At 73.5% G+C, this 16,831-nt stretch carries 13 protein-coding genes; 6 read left to right on the forward strand and 7 right to left on the reverse strand.

Annotated features, from left to right (window positions below; genetic code table 11):
• The first annotated feature begins 72 nt into the window (after positions 1–72).
• Together ACZ5GH_RS13320 and ACZ5GH_RS13325 are read left to right on the forward strand one after the other, a co-directional pair.
• Positions 73–2,496 (forward strand): transglycosylase domain-containing protein, encoded by a 2,424-nt coding sequence (locus ACZ5GH_RS13320; protein WP_464334349.1) that lies wholly within the window; start codon positions 73–75, stop codon positions 2,494–2,496.
• Positions 2,497–2,646: 150 nt separating this feature from the next.
• Positions 2,647–3,738, forward strand: a complete 1,092-nt coding sequence (locus tag ACZ5GH_RS13325) for an EamA family transporter (protein WP_464334350.1) — start codon at positions 2,647–2,649, stop codon at positions 3,736–3,738.
• Between the two features lie 31 nt (positions 3,739–3,769).
• Here ACZ5GH_RS13325 and lepB read toward each other — a convergent pair whose 3' ends face one another.
• Positions 3,770–4,486: a signal peptidase I gene (gene lepB, locus ACZ5GH_RS13330; protein WP_464334351.1), complete on the reverse strand. Its 717-nt coding sequence runs from the start codon at positions 4,484–4,486 to the stop codon at positions 3,770–3,772.
• 401 nt (positions 4,487–4,887) lie between these two features.
• The gene (locus ACZ5GH_RS13335) at positions 4,888–5,223 is read right to left on the reverse strand and encodes a chorismate mutase (protein WP_464334352.1); all 336 of its coding nucleotides are present in this window, start codon (positions 5,221–5,223) and stop codon (positions 4,888–4,890) included.
• A 273-nt stretch (positions 5,224–5,496) separates the two neighbouring features.
• Here ACZ5GH_RS13335 and ACZ5GH_RS13340 point away from each other — a divergent pair, with 273 nt between their 5' ends.
• Entirely contained in the window at positions 5,497–5,922 is a 426-nt protein-coding gene (locus ACZ5GH_RS13340; RefSeq protein ID WP_464334353.1) for an OsmC family protein, read from the forward strand.
• Positions 5,923–6,343: 421 nt separating this feature from the next.
• Positions 6,344–8,470, forward strand: coding sequence for a putative bifunctional diguanylate cyclase/phosphodiesterase (locus tag ACZ5GH_RS13345; protein ID WP_464334354.1), 2,127 nt, complete (start codon positions 6,344–6,346; stop codon positions 8,468–8,470).
• Between the two features lie 202 nt (positions 8,471–8,672).
• On the opposite strand, the gene ACZ5GH_RS13350 is transcribed toward ACZ5GH_RS13345, so the two are convergent.
• The gene (locus ACZ5GH_RS13350) at positions 8,673–9,764 is read right to left on the reverse strand and encodes an LLM class flavin-dependent oxidoreductase (protein ID WP_464334355.1); all 1,092 of its coding nucleotides are present in this window, start codon (positions 9,762–9,764) and stop codon (positions 8,673–8,675) included.
• A gap of 642 nt (positions 9,765–10,406) precedes the next feature.
• Here ACZ5GH_RS13350 and ACZ5GH_RS13355 point away from each other — a divergent pair.
• Entirely contained in the window at positions 10,407–10,994 is a 588-nt protein-coding gene (locus tag ACZ5GH_RS13355; RefSeq protein ID WP_387757067.1) for a DedA family protein, read from the forward strand.
• Positions 10,995–11,470: 476 nt separating this feature from the next.
• Complete coding sequence (locus tag ACZ5GH_RS13360; protein ID WP_387756993.1) at positions 11,471–12,748, forward strand: polysaccharide deacetylase family protein; 1,278 nt, start codon at positions 11,471–11,473, stop codon at positions 12,746–12,748.
• Between the two features lie 149 nt (positions 12,749–12,897).
• Here the strand turns inward: ACZ5GH_RS13360 and ACZ5GH_RS13365 are convergent, their stop codons facing one another.
• From ACZ5GH_RS13365 to ACZ5GH_RS13380, 4 genes are all read right to left on the reverse strand, one after another.
• Positions 12,898–13,803, reverse strand: coding sequence for an alpha/beta fold hydrolase (locus tag ACZ5GH_RS13365; protein WP_387756992.1), 906 nt, complete (start codon positions 13,801–13,803; stop codon positions 12,898–12,900).
• The gene (locus ACZ5GH_RS13370; RefSeq protein ID WP_464334356.1) at positions 13,800–14,885 is read right to left on the reverse strand and encodes a branched-chain amino acid ABC transporter permease; all 1,086 of its coding nucleotides are present in this window, start codon (positions 14,883–14,885) and stop codon (positions 13,800–13,802) included. Before ACZ5GH_RS13370 ends, ACZ5GH_RS13365 begins: the two co-directional genes overlap by 4 nt.
• 251 nt (positions 14,886–15,136) lie before the next feature.
• Positions 15,137–16,003: a branched-chain amino acid ABC transporter permease gene (locus ACZ5GH_RS13375; RefSeq protein ID WP_387756990.1), complete on the reverse strand. Its 867-nt coding sequence runs from the start codon at positions 16,001–16,003 to the stop codon at positions 15,137–15,139.
• Positions 16,003–16,806 carry an ABC transporter ATP-binding protein gene (locus tag ACZ5GH_RS13380; protein ID WP_464336822.1) on the reverse strand — a complete coding sequence of 268 codons (804 nt, stop codon included), beginning with the start codon at positions 16,804–16,806 and terminating at the stop codon, positions 16,003–16,005. The genes ACZ5GH_RS13375 and ACZ5GH_RS13380 overlap by 1 nt, the downstream gene beginning before the upstream one ends.
• Positions 16,807–16,831 lie beyond the last annotated feature (25 nt).

Below are 16,831 nucleotides of genomic sequence, written 5' to 3' on the forward strand. Positions count from 1 at the left end.
ACAAAGGTCCCCAACCGCCGATGTCCCCGTCCGTGCGGGCTGCCCCGGTGCGCCCGCAGGAAAGGCCGCGCTTTGTCCAGAAACGCCCAGAGCGGCCGTCGCTCGCCGTCGATCAGCCTCCGCCCGGTCAAGCGGCTCAAGCGCACCACCGGCCCGGCCGGCGGGTTCGGCGGATCCGGTGGGTTCGGCGGGTCCGGCGGCAAGAAGTCGCGCCGTCCCAAGCGCACCGGCTGGCGCCGGCTGATACCCACCTGGCGGATGACCCTGCTCGGCGCCGGCTCGGCGCTGCTGCTCGGCATCGGCCTGTTCGCGCTGGGGATCGCCCTGGTGAAGGTGCCGGACGCGCACGCCGCCGCGACCGCCCAGAGCAACACCTGGCTCTACTCGGACGGTTCGGTGCTCACCCGCACCGGCCAGACCAACCGGCAGAACGTCACCCTGGACAAGGTCTCCCCGGCCGCCCAGCACGCCGCGCTGGCCGCCGAGGACCGGGACTTCTACAACGAGGGCGCGGTCAACGTCCAGGGCCTGGCCCGGGCCGCGATCAACACCGCCAAGGGCCAGGGCACCCAGGGCGGCTCCACCATCACCCAGCAGTACGTGAAGAACACGTACCTGAACCAGAAGCAGTCCATCAGCCGCAAGGTGAAGGAACTGTTCATCGCCATCAAGGTGGACGCCACCGAGAGCAAGGACGACATCCTCTCCGGCTACCTGAACACCTCCTACTACGGCCGCGGCGCCTACGGCATCCAGGCCGCCGCCCAGGCGTACTTCGGTGTCGACGCGTCCGCCCTCGACGCCGCCCAGGGCGCCTACCTGGCCACCCTGCTGAACGCGCCGAGCGCCTACGACGTGGCCACCGCCACCGCGGCGGGCAAGCAGAACGCCGTCAACCGCTGGAACTACGTGCTCGACGGCATGGTCAAGGAGGGCTGGCTCCCCGCGGAGGAGCGGGCGAGGACCGCCTTCCCGGAGGTCCGCGACCCGCAGCCCAACCCGGGCCTGTCCGGCCAGGCCGGCTACCTGGTCGACGCGGCCACCCAGTACCTCACCTCCAGCGGGGTGATCAGCGAGGCCGAGCTGGCCAAGGGCGGCTACACGGTCAAGCTGAGCATCGACCCGTCCCGTCAGCAGGCCCTCCAGGACTCCGTCCAGGCCCAGCTGCACGACACCCTGAACCCGGACAAGCGCAAGAAGGACGCGGCCGCCCAGGCCGGCGCCGCCTCGGTGGACCCGAAGACCGGCGCGGTCATCGCCCTGTACGGCGGCGTCGACTACGTGAAGCACTACGTCGACAACGCGACCCGGCGCGACTACCAGGCCGGCTCGACCTTCAAGGCGATCGCGCTGGCCGCCGCCTTCGAGAACGACGCCAGGACCCAGGACGGCCGCACCGTCACCCCGCGCACGGTCTACGACGGCACCAGCGGCCGGAAGGTCCGCGGCGGCAAGGGCACCCCGTACGCCCCGCCGAACGAGGGCGACAAGAGCTACGGCCAGATCAGCCTCCAGCAGGCCACCGACTGGTCGGTGAACTCGGCGTTCGCGCAGCTGGCGCAGGACACCGGGCTGCAGAAGGTCAAGGACACCGCCATCGCGATGGGCCTGCCCGGCAACACCCCGGGCCTCGACCCCGTGCCGTCCATCCCGCTGGGCGCGGCCACCCCGAGCGTGCTCGACATGGCGGGCGTGTACGCCACGCTGGACAACGGCGGCAGGCAGATCACCCCGTGGCTGGTGCAGTCGGTGGACCGCGAGGGCGAGAACGTCGCGCTGCCCGCGCACAAGACCACCCAGGCGATCAGCGAGGACACCGCCAACCAGGTCACCTCGATGCTCCAGGGCGTGGTGAGCGACCCGGGCGGCACCGGCTGGCGGGCGAAGGCGCTGGGCCGTCCGGCGGCGGGCAAGACCGGCACCACCGACGACCAGAAGTCGGTCTGGTTCGTGGGCTACACCCCCGAGCTGGTCACCTCGGTCGCCCTGTTCGGCCAGGACCCGGCCAACGGCGCCCAGGTCAGCCTGAGCGGCGTCGGCGGCATCGACGGCGCGGCGGGCGGCCAGTACCCGGCCCAGATCTGGACCAGCTACATGAAGGCCGCGCTCAAGGGCCAGCCGGTCGGCGACTTCCCGACCCCGGCCGGCGGTGACTCCGCGGGCGCCACCGACCTGCCGACCGCCCCGAGCACGCCGAGCAGCGGCCCGTCGACGGGCGCCCCCACCGGCGCTCCCAGCACCGGTCCCACCACGACGCCGGGCGACGGCTCGGGCTCGACCCCGTCGGGCGGCACGGACGGCGGCGCGACCACCGCGCCGACGGCACCGCCGACCAGCCAGCCGACCACCCAGCCCACCAGGCCGCCCCGGCCCACCTCGAAGCCGACGCCGACCACCCCGCCGACCACGGCCCCGACCACGCAGCCGACCACCCAGCCCACGGGCGGGACGGACGCGCTCGCGGGGGCGGGTGCCGGGTCGGTTTCCGGGGGCTGACGGGCGGGGGTTTCCGGGGACAGGTCCTCGGGACCGGGCCGGCCGGGCTCTCCGGCCCGGGTGAGTTCGCCACTCCGCACAGTTGTAGGCAGGACCAAATGACGGAATGGCGCCTTACCCGATCACTCGTATGACTGTCACAATGCGGCGGTGCACAGATCAACGGCCTCGCCCACCCTCCCTTCGGGCAGAACCCTCGGCCTCGGCCTGGCGCTGGTCTCCGCCGTCGCCTTCGGCGGCTCCGGCACCGCGGCCAAGCCGCTGATAGAGGCCGGGCTCTCCCCGCTGCACGTCGTGTGGCTCCGGGTCACCGGGGCGGCGGTGGCACTCCTCCCGGTCGCCTACCGGCACCGGCACGCCGTACTGCGCCGCCCCGGCCTGCTGCTCGGCTTCGGCCTGCTCGCCGTGGCGGGCGTCCAGGCCTGCTACTTCGCGGCGATCTCCCGCATCCCGGTCGGCGTCGCCCTGCTCATCGAGTACCTCGGGCCGCCGCTGCTGATCGGCTACGTCAAGTTCGTCCAGCGCAAGCCGATCACCCGCGGCGCGGCCGTCGGCGCCGGCGTCGCGGTGGCCGGACTGGCCTGCGTGGTCGAGGTCTGGAACGGTCTGAGCTTCGACGCGCTGGGCGTGCTGTTCGCCCTCGGCGCGGCCGTCTGCCAGGTCGGCTACTTCGTGCTCGCCGACGCCGGCCGGCACGGCGACCGCCCGGTCGACCCGCTCGCCGTCAGCGCCTTCGGGCTGCTCGTCGGCGCCGTGCTGCTCACCGCCCTCACCCGGCCGTGGCAGGCCGACTGGGGCCTGCTCGGCGGGTCGGTGGTGATGAACGGGCACTCCCTGCCCGCGTTCCTCCCGGCCGCGTGGATGGTGCTGATCGCGACCGTGCTCGCCTACCTGACCGGCGTGATCTCGGTCGGCTACCTCTCGCCGCCGATCGCCGGGGTGGTCGCCAACCTGGAGGCCGTGGTCGCCACCGTGACCGCCTGGGTGCTGCTCGGCGAGCACCTCGGGCTGCCGCAGATCGCGGGCGGCCTGCTCGTGCTGACCGGCGCCTTCGCGGCCCAGGCGAGCAAGCCCGCGGAGTCGGGCGCGGCTTCGGGGAGCGACGGGGCCGGGACGACCGGCTCCCGGGGCGACGGATCCACGGCTTCGAGAGCCCGTGCTGCCGAGTCCGGGGCCGGCCGGCCCGGCGTCGCCGGGACCGAAGAGGCCGAAGCCGGAGCCCGTGACCGGGTGACCGGGTGACCGGGTGACCGGGTGACCGCCGAGGGTGGGGTCAGCGGCCGGTCCAGCCGAACCAGTCGAGGTGATTGAGCGGCCACACGACGGCCGACACCGGGCCGACCACGTTGTCCACCGGCACGGCGCCGCCACCCGGGCCGTGCTGGTGGTAGCGGGAGTCCGCGGAGTCGCTGCGGTGGTCGCCCTCGACCCAGACGTAGCCCGAGGGCACCTTCACCGGCCCGAAGTCCAGCCCGGCGCAGGAGTCGTCCCCGGGGTGGAGGTACGGCTCGTCGACCTTCCGTCCGTCGACGGTCAGCGTGGTGCCCTGGCACTGCACGGTCTGGCCGCCGGTCGCGATGACCCGCTTGACCAGGTAGTTGTCGTCCTTCGGCGGCACCAGGCCGACGAAGCCGAGCACCGAGCTCACGGCGTTGGTGACCGGGTTGGGGTCGGTGGGCTGCGGCGGCAGCCAGCCCCCCGGGTCCTTGAACACCACCGGCTGCCCCGGCTCCGGCTCCCAGCCGGTCAGCGGCGCCAGCTTGTTCACGCCGACCCGGTCGCCGATCCGCAGGGTGTTCTCCATCGAGCCGGACGGGATGGTGAACACCTGGAACAGGCAGGTCTTGATCAGCAGCGCGACCACCAAGCCGACCGCCACCATCAACGGCAGCTCGATCCACCACGGACGGGGACGCCGGCCCGAACGGCGGGCCTTGCGACCGCGCGAACCGCGCGCCCGGCGGCGGGCCTCGGCGCGGCCGCCGGACACCCCGTGAGCGTTCGACGCGGAGTCGCTGGGGGCTCCGGCTCCACTGGGCGTTTCGGGCAGGTTCACCGCCATCGTCGCTGCTCCACCTCTCCGGCTGGGGAAGTCTGCACGCTACGCCAACCGTGGAGCCTGACGAAATCGGTCATTTAGCCGCCGCCGACATCACCGGGCGTCCCGGGGCCGCCCGGTGAGCCGGCCCTTGGGCCGTTCGTGACCGCTCGGGACCAGGTGCCCGGGCCCCGGGCCGGCAGCTCCCGGGCCGGCGGCTTTCGGCCGGCGGGGCCGGGCCTACGGCTTTGGGCCGCCGGGGCCGGGCCTACGGCTTTGGGCCGCCGGGGCCGGGCCTACGGCTTTGGGCCGCCGGGGCCGGGCCTACGGCTTTGGGCCGCCGGGGCCGGGTCTCAGGCGCGGGCGATGGCCTCGTGGTGGCGGATGACCTCGGCGATGATGAAGGTCAGGAACTTCTCCGCGAAGACCGGGTCCAGCTTCGCCCCCGCCGCCAGCTCCCGCAGCCGCTTGATCTGGTCCCGCTCGCGCGCCGGGTCGGCCGGGGGCAGCTTGTGCTCGGCCTTGAGCCGGCCGACCCGCTGGGTCGCCTTGAAGCGCTCGGCCAGCATGTGGACCACCGCGGCGTCGATGTTGTCGATGCTCTCGCGCAGGCTGGTCAGCTCGGCCCGTACGGCGTCGTCGATCCCCTCGGTCAGGCCGGTCTCGGGGGTCGTGGAGTGGTCCGTCATCGGGGCGGCTCCCGGTGTCTGCGGTGGGCGCCCGGCCGTACGGCGGCCGGGCTCGGGCCCGGGCAAATCTAACAGGGCCCCCGCTGCAGCCCCGCACCGTCGGACGGAACCGTCCACGATCCGGACGCCGGTCCGGGACCGGCCGACGGCTCCGCACTCCGCCCGCCCGCCGCGGCGTGACGCACCGGTCCGTCGCGGCGTCTGCCCGTAGGCTGGGCGCGCATGACCTGACGTGACCGCTCGAACACTCCCTCGACACTGGAGGAACCGACCGTGGCAACCACCCGCACCGCCACCACCGCGTGGGAGGGCAACCTCATCGCCGGGAAGGGGCTGGTGACCTTCGCCTCCTCCGGGATCGGCGAGTTCCCCGTCTCCTGGCCCGCCCGCGCCGAGACGCCCAACGGCAAGACCAGCCCCGAGGAACTCATCGGGGCCGCCCACTCCGCCTGCTTCTCGATGGCCCTCTCGCACGGCCTGACCGGCGCCGGCACCCCGCCCACCAAGCTGGAGACCCGGGCCGACGTCACCTTCCAGCCGGGGACGGGCATCACCGGCATCCACCTGACCGTCGTCGGCGAGGTCCCGGGGCTGGACGAGGCGGGCTTCGTGAAGGCCGCCGAGGACGCCAAGGCCAACTGCCCGGTGAGCCAGGCCCTGACCGGCACCACCATCACCCTGTCGGCCTCGCTGGCCTGAGCCACCCCCTCTCCCCTTCCTCTCTCCTCCCGCCGGCACCGCCTCCGGTCCCGTCCGCCCTCGGCTCCCGGCCCATTCCGCGCCACTTCCGGCGCGCGACCGGCGCCCAGGGGCGCGGCTTCGGCGCACGCGCCCCCGGTGCACATCATGTGATGTGCACCGGGGGCGTCTGCACGTACCGCCATTCATGATCACAAAGCGGGCGAATCACCCTGCCGGCGGTCACCGCGCGTTGCCGTCGCGGCCTATGATCGGCCGCAGCGCCCTGTCCTTCCGGTGGGTCCCCGCGCGCCGGCGCCCCACGACGGGCGGCCCGTAGCGGACCGACTCCGAGGACCACGACAGAGTGCGGAGCCGACCGCCGGGTCCCGACTGGCCGGCCGGACCATCGTCAAGCGTCAGCAGCGGACGGGAGCATGCCGTGCCGGGCCAGAACGAGGGGGCCGACGCACACCACCGGGGCGTGCGGCACGAGGGATCACCACGCCACCGCCACCTCGCCTCGCCGGTCCTGGGACCGGCCGCCGGATCCGCCACCGGGCCGGGCGCGGGACCGGACACCGGGCCGACCGCGGGGGCCGTCACCGCCCGCAGCGCCTGCGGGACGCTCGCGGAGCCGGAACTGCTGCTCTGCCCGACCTGTTCGGCCCCGCTCACCGCCGACGCCCACCGGGACCGGGACCGGGACCGCGCCGACGGCGGCACCGACCGGGCGGACGGCGGCACCGACCGGGCCGAGGGAGGCACCGACCGGCTGCTGGCCGCGCTGCGGGCCAGCGAGTCCCGGTTCCGGGCCGCCTTCTGCGACGCCGTCATCGGCATGGCCCTGATCGACGCCGAGGACCGGATCATCGAGGTCAACCCCGCCTTCGCCAGCCTGATCGGACGGAGCGTCGGAGACCTGGTCCGCACCCACCTGCACGAGATCATCGACCCGGAGGGCATGCCGGACCGGCTCTTCTCCGAGCTCGTCCACGGGGAGCGGGAACGGTTCCGCGTGGAGAAGCAGCTCAAGCACCGCGAGGGCCACACGGTCTGGAGCAAGGTCACCGTCTCGCTGATCCGGGACGGCGCCGGGGAACCGCTCTACACCCTGGCGCTGGTGGAGGACATCACCGAGCAGCGCCGGCTCGGCGACCGGCTGGAGTACCAGGCCCTGCACGACCCGCTGACCCGGCTGCCCAACCGCGCCTCCTTCTTCGAGCGGCTCGACGCCGCCTGCCTCGCCCCGGCCGACGGGCCGGGCCCGACCGGGGCCTCGGGCGAACGCCGGGTGGGGGTCTGCTACCTGGACCTGGACGGCTTCGCGGCGATCAACGAGGCGCTCGGCCACCACATCGGCGACCAGCTGCTGATCGCCGTCGCCACCCGGCTGCGGCACGGGTTCGAGGGGCGCGACACGCACCTGGTGGCCCGGATGGGCGGCGACGAGTTCGCCGTCCTGGTCACCGACAGCCTGGGCATCGCGCAGCTGACCGAGCTGGCCGACCGGATCCTGGAGATGCTGGAACGTCCCTTCGACGTCGCCGGGCACCGGCTGGTGATCACCGCCAGCGTGGGCGTGGTCGAGCGGTCCGTGCACGAGACCACCCCGACCGACCTGGTCAAGGACGCCGACGCCACGCTCTACTGGTCCAAGGCCGACGGCCGCGCCCGCTGGACCCTCTACGACCCGGACCGCGGCGCCCACCAGCTCACCCGGCAACTGCTCGCCACCGCGCTGCGCCCGGCCCTGGAGCGCGGCGAGTTCACCATCGAGTACCAGCCACTGGTCGGGCTGGCCGACGGAACCGTGCACGGCGCGGAGGCGCTGGTCCGCTGGCGCCACCCCCGCTACGGGACGCTCTCCCCGGACCGCTTCATCCCGCTCGCCGAGGAGACCGGCGCGATCGTGCCGCTCGGGACCTGGGTGCTGGAGGAGTCCTGCCGGCAGGCCAGGCAGTGGCTCGCCGAGTTCCCCGAGACCGAGACCTTCGTGAGCGTCAACCTGGCCGCCCGCCAGATCTGGGACTCCGACATCGTCGCCGACGTCGCCCGGGCCCTCGAACGCACCGGCCTGCCGGCCCGGCTCCTCCAGCTGGAGATCACCGAGAGCGCCCTGCTCGGCCCCGGCGGCCGACCCCTCCAGGCCCTCCAGGCGCTCGCCGACATGGGCGTGCGGATCGCGATCGACGACTTCGGCACCGGCTACTCCAACCTGGCCTACCTCTCCCGACTGCCGGTGCACGTGCTCAAACTGGACGGCACCTTCATCGAGGGCTTCCGCGAGCCCGCCGCGGCGGACCGCCCCGGCCGCCCGGAGCTCGGCTCCCGCCGCAGCGACGCGGACGAGCAGATCGTCGGCGCGATGGTGCAGCTCGCCCACACCCTCGGCCTGACCGTCACCGCCGAGGGCATCGAGAGCGCCGCCCAGGCCGAGCGCCTGCGGCTGACCGGCTGCGACACCGCCCAGGGCTGGTACTTCGCCCGCCCCGGCGAGGCCGAGCTGGTCGCGGCCATACTCCGCGAGGGCCGCCCCGCCCTGGACGGCGGCAGCCGCCGGGGCTGAGGCGGGGGAGGCGGCTGCCGGGTCGGGCCGCGGCGGGGCCGGTCGCCGAGCACGCGGTCGCCGTCTCGGCGCCCCCGTTACGCGTCGCCGTCGGGCACGTTCCTGTCGCCGGGTCGTTCCCGTCAGGCTGTTCCCGACCTCCCGACGGCGGGGCACCGCCGTCGGGAGGTCATCGCGAGGGGCATCGCCGGGGCCGCCGCCGTCACGCGGTCGACGTCAGGCCGTACGCCTCGGCGATCAGGCCGTACGAGCGGAGGCGGGCCTCGTGGCCGTGGATGTGCGAGGTGACCATCAGCTCGTCCACGCCGGTCCGCTTGCGCAGCGCCTCCAGCCCGTCGGCGACCCGGCCCGGGTCCCCGAGCACGACGTTGTCGAGCCAGCTGTCGATGAAGTCCGCCTCGACCGGGCTGTACGGGTACTGCTCGGCCTCCTCCGGAGTGGGGATCGGGCCGGGGTTGCCGCGCCGCAGCCGGAGCATGCCGAGGGCGGCGGAGCGGGCCAGGCGCCGGGCCGAGGACTCGTCGTCCGCGGCGACCGCGCTCACGCCGATCAGCGAGTACGGCTCGGCGAGCACGGCGGAGGGGCGGAAGGACGACCGGTAGAGGTCCAGCGCGGGGATGGTGTTGGCGCTGCTGAAGTGGTGGGCGAAGGCGAACGGGAGGCCGAGGCGGCCGGCCAGCTGGGCGCTGAAGCCGGAGGAGCCGAGCAGCCAGACCGGCGGGCGGTTCTCGCCCTTGGGAACGGCCGTCAACCGGGCGTACGGGTGGCCGTCCGGGAAGTCCCCGTCGAGGAAGTGGGTCAGCTCGGCGAGCTGCTGCGGGAAGTCGTCCGCGCCCTCGGCGAGGCCGCGGCGCAGCGCCCGGGCGGTGGCCGGGTCGGTGCCGGGGGCGCGGCCGAGTCCGAGGTCGATCCGGCCGGGGTGCAGGGCCTCCAGCAGGCCGAACTGCTCGGCGATGGCCAGCGGGGCGTGGTTGGGGAGCATGACGCCGCCGGAGCCGAGCCGCAGCGTCGTGGTGTTGGCCCCGAGGTGGGCGAGCAGGACGGCGGGGGTGGAGCTGGCCACTCCGGGCATGCCGTGGTGCTCGGCCACCCAGAAGCGGTGGTAGCCCCACTGCTCGGCCCGGCGGGCCAGCTCGGTGGTGGCGGCGAGGGCCTCGGCGGGGGTGTGGCCGACGCCGACGGTGGCCAGGTCGAGGATCGAGAGCGGAGCGGGTGCCGTTCCCCGGGCGGTGCCCCGGATCGCCGCGTCGGCCGTCGGCTCGGTCGCGTGCTCCTGCTGGTCCTCGGTGGTCATCCCGTCCGCCCTCCTGGCTGCCGTCCTTGAGCCGGCCGTCATGGGTGACCGCGCGGGCCCGGGTGGCCCGACGGTCGCTGTCGCCGACGGGGGTCAACCACGGCCGGGGGCTGACTGTTCCCGCCTCCGGGATGTCGTCCGGCCAGGGTCCGGTCGGGTTTCGGCCATTTCGCACGGAAGTCGGGTTGAAGCCCCGGCTGACGCAGAGCCAGCGGGCGAACACGGTTGGCGACTTCCCGCCAGCGCCGGAAGTCGCCAGCACGAGGTCTCGCGGCAGCGGGCGGGCGTCCGGCAGGCTGGGGACCAGGAGCGGGTCGCCGGAGCGGGATCCGCACTCCACCAGCAAGATCGTCGGGCTGGACCAGCACCGGACGATCACTGCGAGCCCTCGGCGCGGCACCCCGCCCCGGGGGCTCGTTCCAGTTGCGGCGGCCCTCCGCCGCCGGGGCGGCCCGCCGCCCGGCCCGACCGCACGACCTGCCAGGTCACGCGGTTCGCCGCCCGGAGCGCGGCCGGAATCAGCGGCCGTGATCCATGCCATACCGGGGTGCTTCATGGCATGAAAAGTCGAGGCGCTAGCGTTGACCCCTGCAGCCACCTGCTCCCCCGGGAGGCGTGGAGGGAGTAAGGGCCTTGAACTTCGTGGCGGCGGTCGGATCCTCGTGGATCTGCGCGCTGGCGCTCGTCGCCGTGCTCGGGGACGCCCTCCTTCCGTTCATCCCCAGCGGGACGCTGGTCATCCTGGCCGTGCTCAAGACGTCGCAGATCAACGGCGCCCCTCTGATGCTCGGACTGGGCGTGGCGGTCGCCTCCTTCCTGGGCGACCTCCTGCTGCTCAACCTCGCCCGGCGTGGCGCCCCGGTGCTGCACCGCCGACTCGCCCGGCGCCCGAAACTGGCGGCCAGTGTGACCCGGGTCCAACAGGCCCTGGTCGAACGCCCCCACGGCGCGGCCGCCGCGATGGTGGTGATCGCGCGGTTCGTCCCGGCCGGGCGGACCGTCCTCGACCTGGCCATCGGCCACTCCCCCACCCATCCGCACCGGTTCCTGCACTGGTCGGCGCTGGCGGCGCTGATCTGGGCCGCGTACATCGTGACGCTGGGCTGGCTGAACAGCCACTGGTTCAACACCGCCTGGCTGAGCCTGGTGGTCTCCTGCGCGGCGGCCACCGCCATCAGCACCGCGATCGCGCGCATGGTGCGCCGCACCCGGCGGCTCGCCGCGCTCTGACGGTCCGACCGGCGACCGCTCCCTGACGGCCTGCCCGCCCCTCGGTCGCTCACTCCGGCGGACACGCTCCGACCGCCCGTCCCCGCTCCGGCCGACATGCCCGGCCGTCCCGCTCCGGTCGGCGCGTCCCTTAGTGGGCTTCAGGCCTACCCGGCCCGACAAGGGGCAAAAGTTTTCCCAAAAGGGCGATCAACCGGGCCGAACGCTGACGAACTCCACCGGGGAGCGGGCTGCCCGGAGGTACCGTACTGACCGGGCCGCACGGGGGTGGACAGCGTCACAGGACGGCAACAGTCGACGCATCTCCGCAGCCCAGCCGGATGCGCCCAGCGTGTTGAGAGTCGTCAGTGCTCGACGACCTTGGTGGCCGTTGCGGCGGCATGACATGCTAACGGCGGAATAATCATCAATTGCCCGATTTGACCGGTGCGGTTGCGGACCGCCCTCACCACCGGCATCGGCACCCAGGGGAGACCATGACCAGCATCTCGCGCAGGACGGTGCTCAGTGCGACCGCTGCGACCGCGGCCCTCGGCGCGGTCGCGGCCTGCTCCAGCGGCGGATCCGGTTCGGGCCAGGGTTCCGCCTCTCCCGGCCCCAGCGGCACGAGCACCCCCCGGAGCGGCACCGGCGACCCCACCCAGGCGGTGGTGCCCAAGGGCACCCCGATCGGTGACGGCTCCAACGCGGACACCGGCCCGCAGCCGAACCAGCCCAAGCCCGAGAAGCTCAAGCCCGGCGAGCGGCCGCCGCAGTTCGTGGTCTTCTCCTGGGACGGCGCCGGCGGCACCGAGGACGGCCAGTTCCCCCGCTTCCTGAAGCTGGCGGAGCAGCACAAGGCCACGATGACCTTCTTCCTCTCGGGCATCTACGCCCTGCCCAAGGGCAAGGCCGACCTGTACCACCCGCCGAAGCACTCGGTCGGCGCCTCCGACATCCCGTACCTGTCGGACGGCGCGGTGAAGAGCACGCTCAAGCTCATCAGCCAGGCCTGGCTGGCCGGGCACGAGATCGGCACCCACTTCAACGGGCACTTCTGCTCCAGCCGTCCGGACAAGAACGGGGTCAACGTGTGGACTCCGGAGGACTGGCAGAGCGAGATCGACCAGGCGATCGGCTTCGTCACCCAGTGGCGGACCAACACCGGCTTCACCGACGTCGACCCGCTCCCCTTCGACTACAAGAAGGAGCTCATCGGCGGCCGCACCCCGTGCCTGGAGGGCCAGAAGGCGCTGCTGCCGACCATCGCCAAGCTGGGCTGGAAGTACGACGCCAGCTCCTCGGGCGGCCTGCAGATATGGCCGCAGAAGGTGCAGGACGGCAAGGTCTGGGACTTCCCGCTGCAGTCCATCCCGTTCCCCGGGCACAACTTCCAGGTCCTGTCGATGGACTACAACATCCTGGCCAACCAGTCCAAGGGCAGCACCAAGGGCGACCCGGCCATGTACGGCGAGTGGCGCACCCAGGCCGCGAACTCCTACCTGGCGGGCTTCGAGCGCGCGTACAACAGCAACCGCGCGCCGTTGTTCATCGGCAACCACTTCGAGCAGTGGAACGGCGGCATCTACATGGACGCCGTCGAGGAGACCCTCAAGGCCGTCGCCGGCAAGCCCGACGTCCGGCTGGTCTCCTTCAAGCAGCTGGTCGAGTGGCTGGAGGTGCAGGACCAGTCCACCCTGCGCAAGCTGCGTTCGCTCAACGTCGGCCAGGCGCCGGCGGGCGGTTGGGAGAGCTTCCTCGGCACGGCCGGCTGACACCGGGCCGACGTACCGGGCCGATCCGGACCGGCGTACCGGCCTGACGCGTCGACCGGCGGACGGCCGAAGCACCGGCGGCGGTCGGCGGGTTCTCGCACCCCGCCGGCCGCCGTTCCCCGTACCAGTCGGATCCCGGGGCGGCTCGGCTACCCGACGGCGAGGGCGTCCGCCAGCAGTATGCGGACGATGCGGTCCGCCCCGGCCTCGCCCCAGAGGATCGAGTAGTGGTTGGTCCCCGGCACCGGCGTGGCCGTCACCTTCTCCGGGTCCAGCCCGGCCAGCCCGATCCGCCCGTGGTCGTAGAGGCCCTGCGGCTCGTCCAGCAGCCCGCGCTCGGCCCAGAGCAGGTCGGCCGGGCAGGGCAGCCGGTGCACGGCGGCGGCCGCGTCCTCGTCCAGCAGGACCTGGGCGCCGTCGGTCTGCACGGCCTCCAGCACGCAGGAGGAACGCAGTTCGGGCTCCGCCCCGACGAGGTCGCGCTGGGTGTAGGCGTCGATCCCCTCGGTCCACCCGCCGGCGAAGGCGGGGTGCCCGCGCCAGAACTCCCGGTAGGCGTCCCGGTCCGGGAAGGTCGTGGACAGCCGGGCCAGCGCGGGGCCGAGCACCGCGGCCAGGGCGTCCTGCTCGCGGACGCCCCGCGGCAGCGGGAAGGTCACCGCCCCGTCGACCAGCAGGACGCGCCGGACCAGGTCGGGGTGCCGGACGGCGGCCAGGGCGGTGACCCAGGCCCCCATCGAGTGGCCGACCACCATGGCGGGCCCCGAGCCGAGAGTGCCGATCAGCGCGGCCACGTCGTCGGCGTGCCGGGCCAGTCCGTACGGTCCGGCGACCGAGCGGCTGGCGCCGCGGCCGCGCAGGTCGGGCGCGAGCAGGGTCACCCGGCCGGCCAGCCGGCGGGCGACCTCGTACCAGGCGAGGCCGTTGGCGGTGATGCCGTGCACCGCCACGACCGTCGGGGCCCGCGGGTCGTCGGCCGGCCAGCGCAGGACGGCCAGGTCCCCACCGGGCACGGGGACGGTCAACTCCTCGGGCTTCAGCGGCGACTGGCTCACGCGGGGGTACCTCCGGTGGGGTGGGCGGTTCCGGGGCCGGCCGGCGCCGGAGCGGACCGGGCGGATCGGTCGGCGCGGATGCGGGCAGGCAGTCTAGCCAGGCCGCCGGGCAGCAGGTAGACCACGGCGACGAACAGGGCGCCCAGCAGGAACAGGGGTTGGGAGAGCGGCACGCGCAGCGCCGCCGGCAGGTCGGCGACGGTCGACGAGTTGGCGAGGTCGCCGAGCCGGTGGCTCGCCCAGGTGTAGAGGACCCCGCCGAGCAGCGGCCCCCAGCGGGTGCCGGAGCCGCCGAGGACGACCATGACCAGGAGCGCGAGCGTGGCGTCCGAGGTGGCGGCCTGCGGGGTGGCGCCGCCGGTCAGCAGCAGGTAGACCACCCCGCCCAGCCCGGCGAGCCCGCCGGCCAGCACGAAGGCGACCAGCTTGTAGCCGTACGGCCGCAGCCCGAGCACCTCGACCCGGCGCTCGTTCTCCCTGATGCCCTCCCAGACCCGGCCCATCGGCGAGTTGACGGCCCAGTGGACCGCGGCGAGCGTCAGCACCAGGTAGCCGACGGCGATCCAGTAGAGGTTGGCGGTGTTCTCGATCCCGAGCAGCCCGTCGGGCAGCAGGTCGGCCGGGGCGGAGCGGCCCTCCTCGCCGCCGGTGACACCGCCGGGGTTGCGCTGGACGAGGATGGAGCCGGCCTGGGCGAAGGCCAGGGTGACCATGGAGAAGCCGATACCGGTGACGCGCAGGCTGACTGAGCCGAGCAGCAGGGCCAGCAGCACGGAGCAGGCGACACCGAACACCGCGGCGGCGGCGAACGGCAGTCGCAGCTCCAGCATGCCGAGGCCGGTGGCGTAGAGGCCGGTGGCGAAGTAGAGCGCGTGGCCGAAGGAGAGCAGTCCGGTCCGACCGAGCAGGAGGTCGTAACCGGTGGCGAGGGCCCCGTACAACAGGCACAGGGCGAGCAGTTGGAGGCTTCCGGGGCTGCCGAGCGGGCCGTCGAGCAGTCCCGGGACGGGAAGCGCACTGTATGGGGCGACAAGGAGCGTGATCAGCAGGGCGATCGGCCACCAGCGTAGCGCTCCGTGCATGACTGTCCAGCGATTAGTGACTGAATCACCTGTTCGAGGGATGGCGCCGGACCCGGCCCTGTGTTCACAATGGGTCTCGGCAAGGCCGGTGTCAGTCCCCCTTGCCACAGTGGCGGTGTCGGCGGAGCTGGTGTCAGTCCCCTCTGCTGACATGGTGGTCACGGCAGGGCTGGTGTCAGTCCCCCCTGCCGGAAGGGCGGCGCTGCGGCCGGCCGCGGGGCCACCGGTGCTCGTGATCGGTGTTTCGGCGCTCACGCGAGCCTCCCGGTGAGTCCACGGGGTCGGACGAGAAGCAGCACGGCGAGCAGGACGACGACCGAGAGGTCGCCGAGCCCGGCGCCCGTGTAGTAGTTGGCGAACTGCTGGACGAGGCCGACGCCCACCGAGGCGACGGCGGCTCCGGTCACGGAGCCCATGCCGCCCATCACCACCACGACGAAGGCGAAGATGAGCAGGCCGGTCCCCTGGCCGGGATTGACCGAACCGAAGTAGAGGCCGCCGAGGGCGCCGCCCAGCGCGGCGGCCGCCCCACCGAGGGCGAAGACGAGGGTGAACGCCCTCCGGACGTCGATGCCGAGCGCCGTGACCATCGCCCGGTCCTCGACGCCGGCCCGGACGATCAGCCCGTAGCGGGTGCGGGCGAGGAACAACCGAAGAGTGAGCAGCAACAGTGCGGCGGCGGCCACCAGCACGAAGCGGTTGACCGGGACGGTCGCACCGAGCACGTGCCAGGTGCCGGACAGCAGCTCCGGCTGGGGGAAGGGGCGGGAGTCCGCGCCCCAGATCCCCATCAGCAGGGCGGGTACGGCCAGCCCGACCCCGACGGTGGCAAGGATCTGGTCGCGCGGGCGGCTGTAGAGCGGCCGGATCAGGAAGAGCTCCAGCAGGACGGCGGCGGCCGTCCCGACCAGGGTGCCGAACGGCACCGCGAGCCAGAAGGAGAAGCCGGCCTCGGCGCCGGCCCACCACGTGGCATAGGCGCCGATGGAGAGCAGGGCGCCGTGCGCGAAGTTGAGCACGTCCATCAGACCGAAGATCAGCGACAGACCGGAGGCGACCAGGAAGTACAGCGCACCGAGACCGAGCCCGGTACAGAAAAGGAGGACGACGGTGTCCATCAGGGCTTCACCTCGGCGGTGACGACAGGAGTGGCCGGGGAGGCGGCGGGCCGGGGCCCGCCGGCGAGCGGGTGACGCGAGCCGACGCCGAGCAGGCGGCGGGCGGCCTCCTCGTCGGCCAACAGCTCGGCGGTGTCCCCGCGGTGGGCGGTGCGGCCGTCGGCCAGGACGGCGCAGGTGCCGGCCAGCCGGCGGACGAGGGCGAGGTTCTGCTCGACCAGCAGGACGGGCACGGCCTCGGCCGCACGGGCCAGCACCTCGGCCACCTCGGCGACGATCTTCGGGGCCAGGCCCTTGGTGGGCTCGTCGGCGATGATCAACCGGTTGCGGTTGAGCAGCGTCCGGCCGATCGCCACCATCTGCTGCTGGCCGCCGGAGAGCGTCCCGGCCAACTGTCCGGCCCGCTGCTTGAGTTCGGGGAAGAGCTCGTGGACGAGCGCGTAGTTCGGCTCACCGGCCCCGTCCCCGCTCCCGGCGGCGCGCTCGGCGAGGCGGAGGTTCTCGGCGACCGTGAGGCCGGCGAAGATCCCCCGGTCCTCGGGCGCGTACCCGATGCCGTGGCGAACGACCAGATGCGTGGGAAGGGAGGAGAGTTCGGCACCGGCGAGCCGGATGCTTCCGGTACGCGGCACCAGGCCCATGGCGGCCTTGACGGTGGTGGTCTTTCCGGCGCCGTTGCGGCCCAGGAGAGCGGTCACCCCGGCGGGGGCCACGTCGAAGTCGACACCGTGCAGGATGTGCAGCCCGTCGACGACCACCCGCAGATCGCGGACGGAGAGGAGGGGATCGACAGCCGGCGGCAGCGAGGAGGCGGAGTGCGCCGCGGGA

The sequence above is a fragment of the Kitasatospora sp. Xyl93 genome (assembly GCF_055383135.1).

Coding starts and splice junctions, on each gene's coding strand:
- ACZ5GH_RS13360 (WP_387756993.1), top strand. CDS start 11,471: ATGACCAGCATCTCGCGCAGGACGGTGCTCAGTGCGACCGCTGCGACC.
- ACZ5GH_RS13350 (WP_464334355.1), bottom strand. CDS start 9,764: ATGACCACCGAGGACCAGCAGGAGCACGCGACCGAGCCGACGGCCGAC.
- ACZ5GH_RS13335 (WP_464334352.1), bottom strand. CDS start 5,223: ATGACGGACCACTCCACGACCCCCGAGACCGGCCTGACCGAGGGGATC.
- ACZ5GH_RS13375 (WP_387756990.1), bottom strand. CDS start 16,003: ATGGACACCGTCGTCCTCCTTTTCTGTACCGGGCTCGGTCTCGGTGCG.
- ACZ5GH_RS13370 (WP_464334356.1), bottom strand. CDS start 14,885: ATGCACGGAGCGCTACGCTGGTGGCCGATCGCCCTGCTGATCACGCTC.